Below are 15,120 nucleotides of genomic sequence, written 5' to 3' on the forward strand. Positions count from 1 at the left end.
CCATGGCCAACTTCAACTCACGACGATGGAAGATCAACCGCCGACACGTGCTCCGTGGTATGGGTGCCAGCATGGCCTTACCCCTTCTACAGTGCATGGCCCCTGGTCAACTGATGGCCGATAAGGCATCCGCCGCAAAGGAAGGACAAGGAAAGCCGAAACGCGCCGTCTTCATCTATGTGCCCAATGGCGTTAATACACTCACCTGGCAGATTCAAAAGGCAGGGGCAGACTACGAATTGACCGGACCGATGAAGTCGCTTGAGGAACATCGACAACAGATGACTCCGATCAGCGGTCTCTACCATCCCAACGGGATCGGTCAGGCTCATGAATGCGACAAGATCTGGCTTACTTCCGCCAAGATCAGCCAGGAAGGAGGCGCCTTCCGCAATACGATCTCGGCCGACCAAATGATGGCCGAGGTCACATCGCGGCATACGCGGTTTCCTTCGCTCGAACTGGCCGTAACCGGCGGCACGCTGGGCTGGTCGCGTGATGGTATTCCGCTGCCGGCGGAACGCCGCCCACGGGCGATCTTCGATCGACTCTTCGGCGTCGAAAAGGGTGGACTGGAAGTCGCCAAACGCAAGCTCAATCGCCGCGGCAGCGTGCTCGATGCCATCCTCGAAGATGCCAACAGCTTCCGCGGCAAGATCGGAACGGAAGACCGCAACAAGCTCGACGAATACCTGCACGCGGTCCGCGACGTCGAACTTCGCACGCAGCGCAGCTACGACTGGCTGGAAATTCCCAAGCCGGAGGTGGCCGCCGAAACCAAGGCCAAGCTGACCCGCGACATTCCCAACACCGAAGCCGGTGACCTGTACCGGACGATCTACGATCTGATGGTGCTCGCCCTGCGTACCGACATGACACGCGTCATCACGTGCATGAGCGGCAGCGAAAGTAACGGCCTGGCGATTCCCGAGATCGGTGTTGCTCAGACACGTCACGAGTTGTCGCACCACAATGGCGACCCGGAACAGCTACGTCGACTTACCGAAACCGATACCTTCCTGGTCCAGCAGTTCTCGTACTTCCTCAGCCGCTTGAAGTCCTACCAGGAAGACAACGAAACCCTGCTCGACCGCACGATGGTCCTCTTTGGCAGCGGTATGGCCTACGGACACAGTCACGGCAATGCCAACCTGCCGATGGTACTTGCTGGCGGCTCGTCAATGGGCTTCAAGCATGGTACGCACGTCGACTTCAACCTGCCGAGCTTGGGCCAATACAACATGGAAGAGTCGCAGAAGCACTATCACGTCTGCTCGCGGCCGGTCGATAGCGATGCTCACTTAAGTAACTTGCTGCTGACGATGATGCAGCGGATGGACGTCAAGGCCGACCAGTTCGGCGATAGCCACCGTGTGATGACAGAACTTTTGGGGTAATTGACGGTGCGTATTCACTTTACCTGGCTGCTACTTCTGGTTGTTTGGCCAGCGACGCCGATCACCGCCGAGGAAGCGTTCCGTACCGACCACAGCGACGACGAGAAGCTTCCTTGGTATCAAACCGTACCAGGGCAGTTTCCGCCTCAAGGTTCGGCCCACTATTTCAGTGGCGAACTGGTCGGCAAGGACCACATTCACCGTACCGGAACGATCCGCGTTTCTCGTACCGACAAACAGCGGCGCAGCCACTGGGATCTGCCGATCGACTTCCGCATGCTGCCGTATGGTTCGCTGGCCTACCATGGTTCGCCAGCGGCTTTGAAGGACATTCCCATCGGCACGCATCTGCATGGCTTGTGGTATGTGAAGGACGAAGGGGAAGGGACGAAGTCCTTGTTCTATAACCGCAAGAGCATCGAAGCCGACTTTACCAAGGCGTTTCGCCTCGTCGATGACTTCACCTACTATCAGGAGAAGAATCAGCTGTGGCAGGTCGACAGCGTCGATCTGAAGGAGATGAAGCTGCACCTGGTCAGCCAGGCAGAGGGAGAAGAAAAACCGACCACCATCGAGCTTGACCTGACTCCAGCCACACGGGTCTACTTGGGGAAACAAATCGCCACGCTCCAGGACATCCAACCAGGGCAGAACGTTTTGTTTAACCTGACTTGGGCCACCCTGTACGGCGTAGGGCGGTGTACCAACTTGTGGCTCGACGAAGAAAGCCGACAGATCGCCCAGACCCAGCAATTAGCGCAGCATCGACTACACCAAAAAGATCGAGGCATCGCAGGCATCATCGACGCGGTCGACAATCAGAATCGCATTCTCACAGTGACTCTTTTTGGCGGAGTCGATGCCAGTTTGCTTGAGGATTTCAAACCCAACACGATTGCTCAAGTTTGCGTGGCAGAACCCACGCTGCAGATTTACGATCAGGTGAATGACAAGAAGGGAGGCCCGATTCTTTCGGTCGATCCCATCGAAAAGAAGCCAGGCAGCAGCGGTATGCAGATCCGTGTTCAGCCGTCGCTGTTGTTGGAAGGGTACCGACCTGGCCGAATCGTCCGCATTTTCCCCAGCGGCTGGCCAGTCGTTACGCTTCCCGAGGAAGAAACCCTTTGGCCGGAACGTGACTAGCTGGATAGCTCACCTTTGATCCAATAGAAAAGCCTCGCAACTTGGGCTAGGCTTTTCTGTTTCCTGTCGAGCGTGCTCGATTACTTCTTGAGCTTCGCAATCAGGTATTCCGTCGAGCTACCATACTCGGGATCCTTCACGCCAGGATGCTTCAGATAGACATCCACGCCCACCTCTTTCAGCTTTTCGGCCAGGGTCAATCCCATCACGCCGGAGTGGGTCGGATCTTTCGGCGAGGAACCCAGTTCGGGTACTTCGCCACCATAGAACATCGCGATCGGAGGATCGTCTTCGCTAACGTGCGAGAACGGTGAGTACTCCTTGATCCACGGCATCACTTCTTCGCGCTTCTCCATGACCACGTCCAAGTTCGGCAGGCCGAAAGCATGTGCACCGTAGCGATAATTGGGCATCCAATCGCGTAGTTGCTTCGGATCGAGCGAAACCTGGGCACCATTGACCGCGGCGCAGAACAGTCGCGTCGACTCACGGGCAATGGGGTCTTCGCTCTTGGGATCAGCCATATCGTCATGAAAGGCCAGCCACAACGAAGAACAGCCCCCGGCCGAACCCCCGGTGGCGCCAATCCGTTCTTTATCCAGGTTCCATTCTTCCGCTTTCGAGCGAACGAACTGCAGCGCCCTGGCGGCGTCTTCCAGAGGTGCTTTGACCGGGGGCTTTACGCCTAGCTCGACCGCATTCTTGACATAACGGTAGTTGATAGCAACCACCGAGATACCGTTATCGAGGAAAGCCTTGGGGTTGGTCTTTTTGTCTCCCCCTTGCCATCCACCGCCGTGGATGTAGAAGACCACCGGCGTTGGCTCTTCCGATTCGGCCTGATAAAAATCAAGCACTTGCCGCGGGTGTTCGCCGTAGGGAACGTCTTTCAGCTGCTTGGTCTCAGCTACAACAGCCTGTTGAATCAATAACAGGGCAGTAATCGACAACAACAATCGCTTCATGGAGGAAGCTCCTTAGGTGGGAGAGAGATTAGGTCGTGGGTAGGATCGATTCAAAAATAGCCGCTTTTGATTCGAGTTGCAAGAAAATCGCTTCGTCAGGCCAGGCGAGCCTAAGGGGCTTTCTCCGCTGGGACTTCGCCGCGAACTTTGGCACCGGTGGTGTTCAGCTCGACGTCGACGAAGCGGCACTCTTGAAACATCACGTCCCCGCCGTCCAGTCGCACACGTGCCGGTTGCTGCTTTCCTTTGGTCTGGATCGAAACGCGCTCGAGATGCAGCACGAACGACTCTTCCCCGGATCGAGGCCCGGCGACCAGGGCCGAGGCGGACGTGCTGTTGATGATCTGACAATCGACCAGGGCATGCTTTCTTCCGATCAACAGGACGTCGACGTTCACATTCCCGTAGAATCGACAGTTCCGATAAATCGTCTCAGCCTGGTTGACGTCGGCCACGCCGTTCTCATTCCCGAAGAAGGCACTCCGATCGATCGTGCACTGGGCCGATTCATGAGCCGAGAATCCTTCGTCAAAGCAATCGAAGCCTGCAATGTTTTGAAAGACAAGCGCGCGGCAATCGCCGTGCACGTTAAATCCGTCATTCAAAAAGTTTCGAGTACGAAGATTTCGCACGACAAGTCGCTGGCATTCGCCGCTGGTGGCTATTCCATTGACACGCGTGGACCACTCAAGCTGGGATACATCGCCGCGAACAACCAACCAGCCCGACTTTTCATCGATCCTCTCAAAGCAGAACTGACCGGGCATTAACTTGCTTGCCGGAGGAAACTCAGGCGAGTTAGCACTCTGCGTTCGTCCCATACGCTCCATGCGTCCGTCGAAGATCAACAGATGTCGGTCGAGCGGCGTGCGTGGTAGTTTGCGGCGATAGAGTCCGGTCTCCAGTTCTTCCCAACCGGTCGCCGGCAGTGGATCTGCCCCGTCCAGGGTGACACCGTTCCCTTCGATCGTGATGCCTGACTTAGCTCGAAAATGCCCCGATTGCCGGTAGACGGCTCCACGCGGATGCAAATGAATCACATCCCCATCGACGGCCTTATTGATCGCGGCCTGAAGCGTTTTCAATGGAGCCTCTTGCGAGCCCACATTCGTGTCGTTACCAAGGGGTGGATTGACGTGCAACTGGGCAGCTGCCGAAGCCGACGAGCCCAGAAGAAGACCAGGCGGACACAGAATCAGAGAGAAAACAATAACACGCATCACGAGTTTTTGGCACCCAAGAGAATTGGAGGTAGGAAGTCGTTATAGTGTATCCTCGAATCACTTGGTAATAAATCGTGGCGTAAGCATCGAACCAAACGATCGCAATCATATTCAACGAAGCGGAAAGCATGGGAAACAGTAATCGTCGGTATGCATTGCTATTGGTCGTCTTGTTTGCGGCGTGCTTTGCCACTCAAGCAATGTCTGCCGAATTCCTGGTGATTTCCGATATTCACTTTCAACCCTTCACAGGCCTTAACCGAGAGCAGTTCAAGCATCTTGCGAGCTTGCCGGCCAGTCAATGGCCTGAGTTTCTTGCATCAAGTAATCATTCGCTCGGCACCACCGGCAGCGACAGCAATTACCTCCTGATGACCTCGGCCTTGGATGCCGCGAAGTCGCATACGCCCCGTCCACTCTTCATTCTTTACCCGGGTGATTTCCTTGCCCACCAATGGCAAGAGTACTACGAGAAGCTCGCGCTGCGATCGATTGCTGATGATCCGGAAGCATACCAAGCATTTACCATGAAAGCGATTGAAGTCGTTGCCGCCGAGCTGCGAAAGCGTTATCCCGACGTGCCTGTTCTGGCGACTCTTGGCAATGATGATTCTTTCTGCGGCGATTATTGGATTCAGCCTGATGGAGCGTTTCTCCACCAGTTCGCCAGCCGATGGCAACCGATGCTCGGCGATACGATCGACGCCGAACCGTTTCGCCAGTCGTTTCCATCCCTGGGGGCTTACCGCGCCGATCTACCGGGCATGTCATCCGACCGATTGCTCGTGTTAAATTCGGTCTATTGGTCCGGCAGCTACTGCTCGTCTTACTTCGATCCCAAGGATCAGAACTGTTGCCAATGTCAAAATCCAGACGCTAGGCCGGGGCATGCTCAGATGGATTGGTTGGAGTCCGAGCTTGAACTTGCCCGGAAGCAGCAGAAGCGAGTCTGGCTGCTGATGCATGTTCCGCCGGGGCTGGATAGTTACCTCGAAGACAAGTCAGGCGGCCGCAGCCTGGCGGCCGAGATGTGGCAGCCTGAGTTCATGCGGCGTTACTTGAAACTGGTTGAACGATACCACGACATTCTGCATGTCTCATTCACCGGCCACACGCACATGGATGACTTTCGCATCGATCGGCCGAATGAGAAGCCTGTTTTGCTGCATAAGGTGGCCCCGGCGATCAGCCCCATCTTCGGCAACAACCCTGGCTTTCAAGCATTCGAGGTCGATCCTGAGACGGGCATCATCTCCAACTGGAAGACCTACTCGTTGGACCTTACCCATAGTACAACCTCAAGCAAGTGGCGTCTGGAATATGAAAACCGGACCACCTATCAGCTTGAATCGCTCAATGCCGAGTCGGCCGAGCAGCTGTTCCGCTTTATGCATGCTCACCCCGACTCGGGCTTTGCTTCCGCGTATCGCAAACACTACGGCATGGGTGCGTTTACCATCCCAGAGAAGGACTTGCCCTTCTATCTTTGTACGATCTTGAACGCGACCTATCCGCAATTTGCTGCCTGCCTTCAGCAACACGGTCTCGCTCAGCCCCAACAGGCCGACGAGCCAGCCCAAGTTCGACGCCACGCTGGCGGCATGAGTGGCATGTAGCGCCTACAGCTCTGGCCTAGCTCGGATTTTGGCTGAGACTCTACCCTAGGGCCAATGGCCTGCCCTGGCAGTCGCTCCCAGCTTGTTTGCGGCTTACCTCAAATCAAAAGCTTGTACCAAATACATGTTGACATATCGCGACCTTTCGATATATTAACATTAAGAGAGGAGTGAAATGACACCGATAAACCAACCATCCGGAAAGCCTTTGGGAAGCGTGCAGGAGTTTGCAGAAGCAGCAGAATGCCTTCGCACGCTGGCACACCCGGTCCGACTGAGAATCGTTCAACTGCTGCTTCACGGTCGTTACACGGTCGGCGAGATCGCCCAGGATTGTGAAACGCCCGACAATGTGACTTCGGAACACTTGCGTCTGCTACAGCGATGTGGCTTTCTGCAAAGCGAACGAGAAGGACGCTTCGTCTACTACCAGGTTGCCGAGCCTCACCTCAAGCACCTCATGGCATGTATCGAAGGTCGTTTCTTGCCGTGTGGTGCGAAGTATCGGGCCCCTTAGTTTTTTTTGCGAATTCACCTCGTAGCATTGCGATATTTCGACCTTTAGGTACTTTTGTTTCGTACACGCACGAGAGCGAAAGGCGGACATTGGTGAAGCCATGACGATGTTTCTCGCGGTCCTGTTCGGAGCAGTCGTCGGTTTTGCTTTAGGGCTAACCGGCGGAGGAGGAGGCGTATTTGCCGTCCCCCTGCTTGTCTTCGGACTTGGGATCGAACCGCGAGAAGCCGTCGGCATTTCCCTGGCGGCCGTCGGCGGCACGGCAATCTCCGGCGCACTGCCTCGATTGCTGCGAAAAGAAATCGAACTGAGAACTGGCCTGCTGTTTGCAGTTTCGGGAATGTTAGGAGCACCCATCGGGGCATACCTTTCCAAGTTCGTCCCAGGAAACGTACTGCTCACCTTGTTCGCGTTTTTGATGTTTGTGGTCGCCTACCGCATGTGGCAGAAATCGAAAACGCCGGAGGTCGCTGCTGCCGCACACTGCCATCCCGATGCCAATCGTGCTGCTTGTCAGCGAGATGAAGATGGAAAGCTCATCCTGACTTCCAAGTGTGCTCGGCTCTTGGTCCTCGTGGGAATCGCCACGGGGCTCCTGTCGGGGATGTTTGGTGTCGGCGGAGGATTTGTGATCGTCCCGGCACTGGTGCTGTTCAGTGGTATGCATATTCATCGCGCTATTGCGACCTCGCTGTTTGTGATTGTCCTGATCAGCTTGAGCGGATTCACCTCGCACCTGCTGAGCGGAAACGATTTCAACTGGGGCTTGACGATTCAGTTCCTGGTCGGCGGCTTCGCGGGCATGGGCCTGGGAAGCATGCTTGCTCGAAAACTCAAAGGCCCCACGCTTCAGAGAATTTTCGCGACGGCCGTTGCCCTGGTCGCCGTCTTTGTTATCGCCAAGTCAACACTTCTATAGAAAAAAGGACCCCTGCCATGTTACTCAAATACTTCTACGACAAGTCGCTTGCTCATGCTTCTTATATGGTCGGCTGCCAGCGAGGCGGCGTGGCCGTGATCGTCGACCCAGGCCGCGACATCCAAAAGTACCTCGACGCCGCACAGCGCGAAGGGGTCAAGATCATTGCCATCGCCGAAACCCACATTCATGCCGACTACGTCTCCGGAGCACGCGAACTGGCCGATCGCATCGATGCCAAGCTCTACGTTTCGGATGAAGGTCCCCAAGAGTGGAAGTACGAGTATGCCCACCAATACTCGCATCAATTGCTGCATGAAGGCGATCACTTCATGATCGGGAACATTCGATTCGATGTGCTTCACACGCCGGGGCATACGCCTGAGAGCATTTCATTTCTGGTGACTGATCAAGGAGGGGGTGCTCAAGAGCCCATGGGCATCTTCACCGGCGACTTCGTCTTCGTGAATGCGATCGGCAGACCCGACCTGTTGGAACAAGCCGCTGGCATCATGAACACTGCCAAAGCAGGCGCCAGCGACCTTTTCCACTCGATCGAAAAGTTCAAGAAGCTGCCTGAATACCTGCAAGTCTGGCCCGCACACGGGGCCGGAAGTGCCTGCGGTAAGGGGCTCGGTGCCATTCCCTCCTCCACGGTGGGCTACGAACTTCGATTCAATCCAGGCCTGCAGTTCAACGAGGAAGAAGCGTTCGTCGATTACATCCTGGCTGATCAGCCAGAAGTGCCTCCCTACTTCGCCGTGATGAAGCGCGTCAATAAGGAAGGCCCAAAAGTCATTGGCGAAAACGCCGGAATCGAAAAGCTTCCAGTCGAGAAGCTATCGTCAGCCATCGAGCAAGGCACGGTCGTCGATCTCATCGCCGCGAAGACGTTCGCCCAGGCTCATGCCGCAGGCACAATCAACATCCCCGTCGGTTCGCTTAGCACCTGGGGAGGGTGGCTCATCGACTACGATCGCCCGGCATTCCTCGTGGGTACCGCCGCGCAAATGAAAGAAGCGATGCTCGTCCTGCTCAGCATCGGAGCTGAAGACATTGGCGGCTACTTCGAGCGAGACGAACTCGCCAAAGAAAACCTGCTGACCGAAAGCTACGAAAGCGTCAATGCGTCCGAACTGTCCGAGCTTCTCGACAACCATTCGGTCACATTGGTCGATGTGCGAAGTGATCAAGAGTGGAATGCCGGCCACATTCCTCAAGCCCGGCATCACTTCCTGGGCAAGTTGCCCAAGACCTTGGACGGGATTCCCCAGGATCAAAAGGTTGTGGTTAACTGCCGCAGCGGTGCTCGCTCTGCCATCGGCGTCAGCGTGCTCCAGGCTGCCGGCAGAAAGAACGTGGTCAACCTGGACGGTGGGTTCACCGGGTGGACCGGCAAGGGCTATTCGGTGGTTCACCCCGAGGCCGTTGCTTCCAAGTAACGGGACGACGTCCGGTATCACTTTTAAATAGGAACCCAAGGTGACCCATGATCGATACGACGACCACGGCACGTTCCCAGTCCGTGGAAGAACGGTTGAACGACCCTCGAACGCAAGAGATGTTGCACCGTTTGCTGGACCACGCGGAAGTACTGGACAACCTCCTTGTCATGGCCAACGACATACCGAATCTGTTGGCCGTGGCCACGGACTTGTTCGATGCGGTCGCGCGTCAGGCAGCCGAGAGCGACATTGACCTAGAGCAACGAGCAACTCAACTGCTTCACCTCTTCAAGAAAGTGACCGATCCGCAGAACCTTCAGGCGCTGAATGTCTTGGTGGATCATCTTCCGCAATTGGAAAAGGCCGCCAAAATGTCGGATGACTTGCCGAACCTGGTTGCGGTAGCCACCGACGTCTTCGACGAGTGGGCCACCGAATTGAAGCAGGACGGTGTTGAACTGGAAAAGAGTGTCCGCAACGGCGTTCGTGCGGCACTCTACCTCGGAGGACAGATCCGACGCGAAGAACTCGATCGGCTTGGTTACCTGCTACGATCCGACGTTCTGAGCGAACATTCGGTGGAAACGGTCAGCCTGATGGGTTCTGCGCTGTCATCTTGTCGCCAAGGCAGTTGCGAGCAACCGGTGCCGCAGCGGCTTGGACTGTTCGGACTCCTTAACGCTTCACGCGATTCCAACACGCAACGTGCTTTGGCCTTTGCGGTTCAATTTGGCAAGTGCTTCGGCAACTTGCTCGACGAAAAACATCCCCCTCAATCCCCTTCGCCAACAGCTAAAAGTTAGGAGACTCACTCATGGCTCAGCATCAAATTGTCATTGTTGGCGGAGGAACGGCAGGAATTACGGTGGCTGCCCGTTTACGGAACGCCGATCCCACGCTCGACATTGCCCTCATCGAGCCGTCCGACAAGCACTATTATCAACCACTCTGGACGTTGGTGGGCGGTGGCATCTTTCGCCCGGAAGTTTCCGGGAGGGAAGAAGCGAGCGTGATTCCCAGAGGGGTGAAGTGGATCAAGGATGCCGTCGCCACGTTCCAACCCCACGAAAATCAGCTGACCACGCGTGATGGTCAAACGATTGCCTACGACTACCTGATTGTCGCACCCGGCATTCAAATCAACTGGGACAAGGTCCAAGGGCTGAAAGAGTCAGTCGGCAAGGACGGTGTTTGCAGCAACTATTCGATCAACACAGTCGGAAGCACCTGGAAATTCATTCGTGAATTGAAAGAGGGGACAGCACTTTTCACGCAACCAGCCGGGGCGGTGAAATGTGGCGGTGCTCCTCAAAAGATCTGTTACCTAGCCGAAGATCACTTCCGTCGGTCCGGCATACGAGACCGCATCAACGTCATCTTCACCGCCGCTGGGCCGCGGCTATTCGCCGTCGAAGAGTACCGCGAAGTGTTGGAACAAGTGGCCGCGCGGAAAGGGGTCGACACCAGATTTCGCCACAACCTGACGGAGATTCGGCCTGAAAGCAAGGAAGCCATCTATCGGCACATGGATACCGACGAAGAGATCGTCATCAAGTACGACATGATCCACGTCACGCCGCCGATGGGCGCTCCGGACTTTGTGGCCAACAGTGAACTGGCCGGCGAAGGGGGCTGGGTTGACGTCGACAAGTACACCCTCCGCCATAACCGCTTTGCAAATGTCTTCTCCCTCGGTGATGCTTCGAGTCTGCCTACCTCCAAAACGGGGGCAGCGATCCGCAAGCAAGCTCCGGTGCTGGTCGAAAACCTGCTGTCGGTGATTCACGATCGTCCGCTGACCGCACAATACGACGGATATACCTCATGCCCTGTGGTGACTGGATACGACAGCCTGGTGCTGGCTGAGTTCAACTACGAAGGACGCCCAGCCGAAACGTTCCCCTTCGATCAGGCACAAGAACGATTCAGCATGTTCCTGCTGAAGAAGTTTGGCCTGCCTGCTTTGTACTGGCACGGCATGTTGAAAGGTCGCGTTTAGTAACCTCCCTGGGCCAATCAATTTGCGATCCCCCGCGTTCACCTTGAAAACATAGACAAACTACCTACTCAAAGGACACTTCCATGGCCGCCATTTCGTCTCGCGTCGTTCTTCTCGTACTACTCTCCTTAGTATGGTGCTCTTCCGTAGACGCCCAAGGCTTTGGCCGCGGGCGGATGGGACGCGGTCCCGGGCAAGGTCAGGGACCTGGCCACGGTCAAGATGATCAGCATGAAGTCGATATGGAGGTCTTTCACTACTTGCTGGAGAACCACCAGAAGATCCGCCGCACGGTGAAAGAACTCGACAATGGTGTCGAGACCCTTACCGAGTCGGACGTTCCCAGCGTCGCGGCACACATCAAGACGCACGTCGAACAAATGACGGTGCGTCTCGAAAAGCCGTCCCCTATTCGGATGCGAGACCCTTTGTTTGCGGAAATCTTCCAACACACCAAGAAGATCAAGATCGAGCATGAAGACACTCCCAAAGGTGTGAAGGTCATCGAAACGTCCGACGACCCTTACGTTGCCGGCTTGATCAAGGCGCACGCCAAGGTTGTTTCGCTGTTCGTTGAACGAGGCTTCGCCGAAGCACATAAGAACCACCCGGTACCTGGCCGTCAGCCAGCAGAACAAAGCGGGAAGACCTTCCCGAAAATCAACGGCCATGGAGGCGTCTTCAACTTGTCCAACGCCGCCCAGCAGCCTCGTTCCGGTTCCAAAATTGCCGTCGACATCACGCAATCATCCGAACCGGACCAGTTGAATCTCGCCATTGAAAAGGCCGCTCGGTTCGTCAACCTTTATGCAGGTGCCGGAAAAGAACCTGCGACGGTGGAAATCGCTTTGGTCTTTCATGGGGACGCAACACTAGCGGTCTTAAATGATGACGCCTATAAAAGCACCTACCAGACGGAAGGAAACCCCAATCTCGAACTCCTGCGAGACCTTCACCATGCAGGCGTGCAGATGTACGTTTGCGGGCAATCTCTGCAGGGAAAAGGAAAGAGCGCCGCGGATGTGGCCGTCTTCGTCGATACGGCCGTTTCGGCATTGACGACGAATGTGAATCTGCAGTCTGATGGCTATACTTACATTCCACTTGGCAACTAAGATCCTACCTGTCGACAGCCGACGTACTTCTGTCGACGGAGCGAACATACGAGAGGGAACGAAATGAAGATTGTCATTGTTGGTGGAGTTGCCGGAGGCGCTTCCGCGGCTGCTCGTGCACGGCGACTTAGCGAAGAAGCCGAGATCGTTGTTCTCGAGCGTGGTGCCCATCCTTCCTTCGCCAATTGCGGTCTTCCTTACTACGTGGGGGGTGAAATCGAATCGCGGGACCGGCTTCTGGTCGCCCCGATTCGTCTCTTGCGTGAGCGCCTGCGTCTGGACGTCCGAGTCCGTAGCGAAGTGACCAAGATCGATCCCCAGTCAAAAGTCGTCACCGTCAAAGACTTGGAAACGGGCAAAGAGTACACCGAAAGCTACGACAGCTTGATCATTGCCACCGGTGCTTCTCCCTTTCGACCTCCTCTGCCGGGGATCGATAACGAGCGGATCGTCAGCCTGCGTGATTTAAACGATGCCGATCGCATGCGGGACCTGGCCACGAAAGGGGCCACGCGTGCCGTCATTGTGGGCGCCGGCTTCATCGGCATCGAAGTCGCTGAAAATCTCGTTCGATGCGGCATCGAAACCACTATTGTCGAACTGGCCGAACAGATTCTTCCCCCGTGGGATCGTGAAATGATCCTACCGCTGGAAAAGCATCTTGTCGCCGAAGGGATCGATTTGCGGCTAGGTGCATCCGCCAAGCAGTTCGATTCCGCTCAAGGCAAAGTCAATGTTACGCTGAATGATTCCTCGGTCATTGCCGCCGACTTCGTCGTTCTTTGCATCGGCGTTCGTCCCGACAGCAAACTAGCGGCCGAAGCAGGCATCGAGTGTGGCCCGCGCGGCGGGATTCGTGTCAACGATCAGATGGAAACAAGCATTCCCCACATCTATGCGGTAGGGGACGTCGTGGAAACCAAGTGTTCGATAACCGGCGACCCAATTCAAATCCCCCTGGCAGGCCCAGCCAATCGCCAAGGCCGAATTGCCGCGGACCGCATCTTCCAAAGAGAATCCCATTACCGTGGAACCGAAGGGACGGCGGTGGTCGGCATGTTTGGCCAGACTGCGGCCATGACAGGGATGAGCGAAAAAATTCTGCTTGCCAAAAAGATTCCCTACGAGAAGATCTACCTCCACCCGACCGACCACGCAGGCTACTTTCCCGGCGCGAAACAAATGCTGCTCAAGCTGTTGTTCTCGCCTGACGACGGCAAGATTCTCGGAGCCCAAGCCGTCGGAACTAGTGGCGTTGACAAACGAATCGACGTGATCGCAATGGCCATCCAAGCGGGGATGACCGTGTACGATCTGGAAGAAGCAGAACTTTGCTATGCTCCGCAATATGGCCACGCCAAAGACCCGGTCAACATGGCCGGTTTCATCGCTTCCGGCGTGCTGCGAGGAGACCAGCCGATCATTCATGCGAGCACGATCGCGGATCAATCGCCTGAAAGTTTGTTTCTACTGGACGTACGAACGGCAGGCGAATACGCCAAGGAGCACATCCCCGGTGCGGTGAACATCCCGATCGAAGAACTCCGCGATCGAATCGACGAGGTACCTGCCAAGCAGCCAATCGCAGCCTACTGCCAGGTTGGCCAGCGAGGCTACCTGGCAACTCGAATCCTTCTTCAACACGGAATGAACGCACGCAACATCAGCGGAGGCTATCGGCTTTGGAGCATCTTGGAAGATCCAAGTTAGTTGCGTTCGACAAGCTCGCCTGCTGAGTGCGTTTGAAACGACAAAGGGCAAGCTCGTGTGAGCTTGCCCTTTGAATCACGATTGGATGAGGGTCAGACGTACTACTTCTTTTTCCCCTTTTTTCCATCGGCTGGCTTCACGAGCTTGGGAATCATGCGTTCGGCAATAGTGGCCGATGCCGCTTGCAGCGCGGACTTGCCTGCGATTTGCTCGTTGATGTCCACAACCACCGAAGTCTGTCGATCGATGGCAATGATCTTGCCGGTTTTGGGATCGATCGCTTTGATCTCGACGCGGGCCTTCACTGGTGCCAGGTTGCCTGCCCGGGCCGTGAACTCGCTAAAACCTTCGCCTACGATATTAATGTCAGCAGAATTCTTCGCCCCGTCCTTGGCATCGACCACCTCAAACCCCAGTTCCTGGAGATAAAGAGTCATTTCCGTTTCGGCAGCCGGATCGATCGTGGCCTGTCCGATGTGCCGTTCGTCAATCGAAACACTGACCACCGGCAGCTTCGCCTTGCCAATCTTTTCCTTCAGGGCCGCGATGCGTTCGCTCTGCGGAACGACTTTCGGAACCAGGTTCTCGGAGTTCTTGTTGATCTCCTTCACGATTTCCTCGGCCAGACTTTCGGCCAGTTCATCGATGTCCTGATCAACCTGTCCTTTGATACTCGCACCTGCAACACGGCTCGTTTCCGTACCAATAATTTTGGCCACGAGCACCAGCTTGTCGCCTGCCTGAATCACGCTGCCGGTCAAAATCAGCTTGGCGCCGGTCAACTGGCCGACTTGAACCGCTTCCGATGGGTTGACCAGGCCCGACACGCTGAGTTCTTGTTCCTGCAAGATCTTTTGCATGTCTTCGCGATCGACGAGGTACATATTCGGATCCACCACCAGGCTGGCAAACAACAGGTCGGCAACCTGGCTCCCCAATCCTTTCACGTCCGCGCCTCGTTCCTGAAACGCGAAAATGGCGGTCGGATAAACCGTGTCTTGGGCCTTGAGCGTGCTCGCGGTGCAAGCCATGAGCAGGGCCAGCGTCATACCAAAAAGTAACTTGTGCATC

Annotated in this window: 13 protein-coding genes; 10 read left to right on the forward strand and 3 right to left on the reverse strand. The window is 55.8% G+C overall.

What is annotated here, in order from left to right; all coding sequences use genetic code 11:
• Positions 1 to 2 precede the first annotated feature (2 nt).
• Positions 3 to 1,397, forward strand: coding sequence for a DUF1552 domain-containing protein (locus Pan97_RS18465; protein WP_144975123.1), 1,395 nt, complete (start codon positions 3 to 5; stop codon positions 1,395 to 1,397).
• Between the two features lie 6 nt (positions 1,398 to 1,403).
• Positions 1,404 to 2,540 (forward strand): hypothetical protein, encoded by a 1,137-nt coding sequence (locus Pan97_RS18470; protein WP_144975125.1) that lies wholly within the window; start codon positions 1,404 to 1,406, stop codon positions 2,538 to 2,540.
• Between the two features lie 80 nt (positions 2,541 to 2,620).
• Here the strand turns inward: Pan97_RS18470 and Pan97_RS18475 are convergent, their stop codons facing one another.
• Positions 2,621 to 3,505, reverse strand: a complete 885-nt coding sequence (locus Pan97_RS18475; RefSeq protein WP_144975127.1) for an alpha/beta hydrolase — start codon at positions 3,503 to 3,505, stop codon at positions 2,621 to 2,623.
• A gap of 110 nt (positions 3,506 to 3,615) precedes the next feature.
• Positions 3,616 to 4,725 carry a right-handed parallel beta-helix repeat-containing protein gene (locus Pan97_RS18480; protein WP_144975129.1) on the reverse strand — a complete coding sequence of 370 codons (1,110 nt, stop codon included), beginning with the start codon at positions 4,723 to 4,725 and terminating at the stop codon, positions 3,616 to 3,618.
• Positions 4,726 to 4,856: 131 nt separating this feature from the next.
• Between Pan97_RS18480 and Pan97_RS18485 the strand changes: the two genes are divergently transcribed.
• The 8 genes from Pan97_RS18485 to Pan97_RS18520 all read left to right on the forward strand — a co-directional run bounded on the left by Pan97_RS18485 (position 4,857) and on the right by Pan97_RS18520 (position 14,049).
• On the forward strand, positions 4,857 to 6,344 hold the full coding sequence (locus Pan97_RS18485) for a metallophosphoesterase (RefSeq protein WP_144975131.1): 1,488 nt from the start codon (positions 4,857 to 4,859) through the stop codon (positions 6,342 to 6,344).
• Positions 6,345 to 6,519: 175 nt separating this feature from the next.
• Complete coding sequence (locus Pan97_RS18490) at positions 6,520 to 6,861, forward strand: ArsR/SmtB family transcription factor (protein ID WP_144975133.1); 342 nt, start codon at positions 6,520 to 6,522, stop codon at positions 6,859 to 6,861.
• 100 nt (positions 6,862 to 6,961) lie between these two features.
• Positions 6,962 to 7,780, forward strand: a complete 819-nt coding sequence (locus Pan97_RS18495; protein WP_196782149.1) for a sulfite exporter TauE/SafE family protein — start codon at positions 6,962 to 6,964, stop codon at positions 7,778 to 7,780.
• Between the two features lie 17 nt (positions 7,781 to 7,797).
• Complete coding sequence (locus tag Pan97_RS18500; RefSeq protein WP_144975135.1) at positions 7,798 to 9,222, forward strand: MBL fold metallo-hydrolase; 1,425 nt, start codon at positions 7,798 to 7,800, stop codon at positions 9,220 to 9,222.
• A 47-nt stretch (positions 9,223 to 9,269) separates the two neighbouring features.
• Positions 9,270 to 10,028 carry a DUF1641 domain-containing protein gene (locus Pan97_RS18505; RefSeq protein ID WP_144975137.1) on the forward strand — a complete coding sequence of 253 codons (759 nt, stop codon included), beginning with the start codon at positions 9,270 to 9,272 and terminating at the stop codon, positions 10,026 to 10,028.
• Positions 10,029 to 10,039: 11 nt separating this feature from the next.
• Complete coding sequence (locus Pan97_RS18510) at positions 10,040 to 11,224, forward strand: NAD(P)/FAD-dependent oxidoreductase (RefSeq protein WP_144975139.1); 1,185 nt, start codon at positions 10,040 to 10,042, stop codon at positions 11,222 to 11,224.
• Between the two features lie 83 nt (positions 11,225 to 11,307).
• Complete coding sequence (locus Pan97_RS18515) at positions 11,308 to 12,339, forward strand: DsrE family protein (RefSeq protein WP_144975141.1); 1,032 nt, start codon at positions 11,308 to 11,310, stop codon at positions 12,337 to 12,339.
• A gap of 63 nt (positions 12,340 to 12,402) precedes the next feature.
• A complete protein-coding gene (locus tag Pan97_RS18520; RefSeq protein ID WP_144975143.1) occupies positions 12,403 to 14,049 on the forward strand; it encodes an FAD-dependent oxidoreductase in 1,647 nt (548 codons plus the stop codon).
• Between the two features lie 101 nt (positions 14,050 to 14,150).
• Here the strand turns inward: Pan97_RS18520 and Pan97_RS18525 are convergent, their stop codons facing one another.
• On the reverse strand, positions 14,151 to 15,119 hold the full coding sequence (locus tag Pan97_RS18525) for a CsgG/HfaB family protein (RefSeq protein ID WP_144975145.1): 969 nt from the start codon (positions 15,117 to 15,119) through the stop codon (positions 14,151 to 14,153).
• Position 15,120: the final 1 nt, after the last annotated feature.

The sequence above is a fragment of the Bremerella volcania genome, from assembly GCF_007748115.1.
Classification (GTDB): Bacteria; Planctomycetota; Planctomycetia; order Pirellulales; family Pirellulaceae; genus Bremerella; species Bremerella volcania.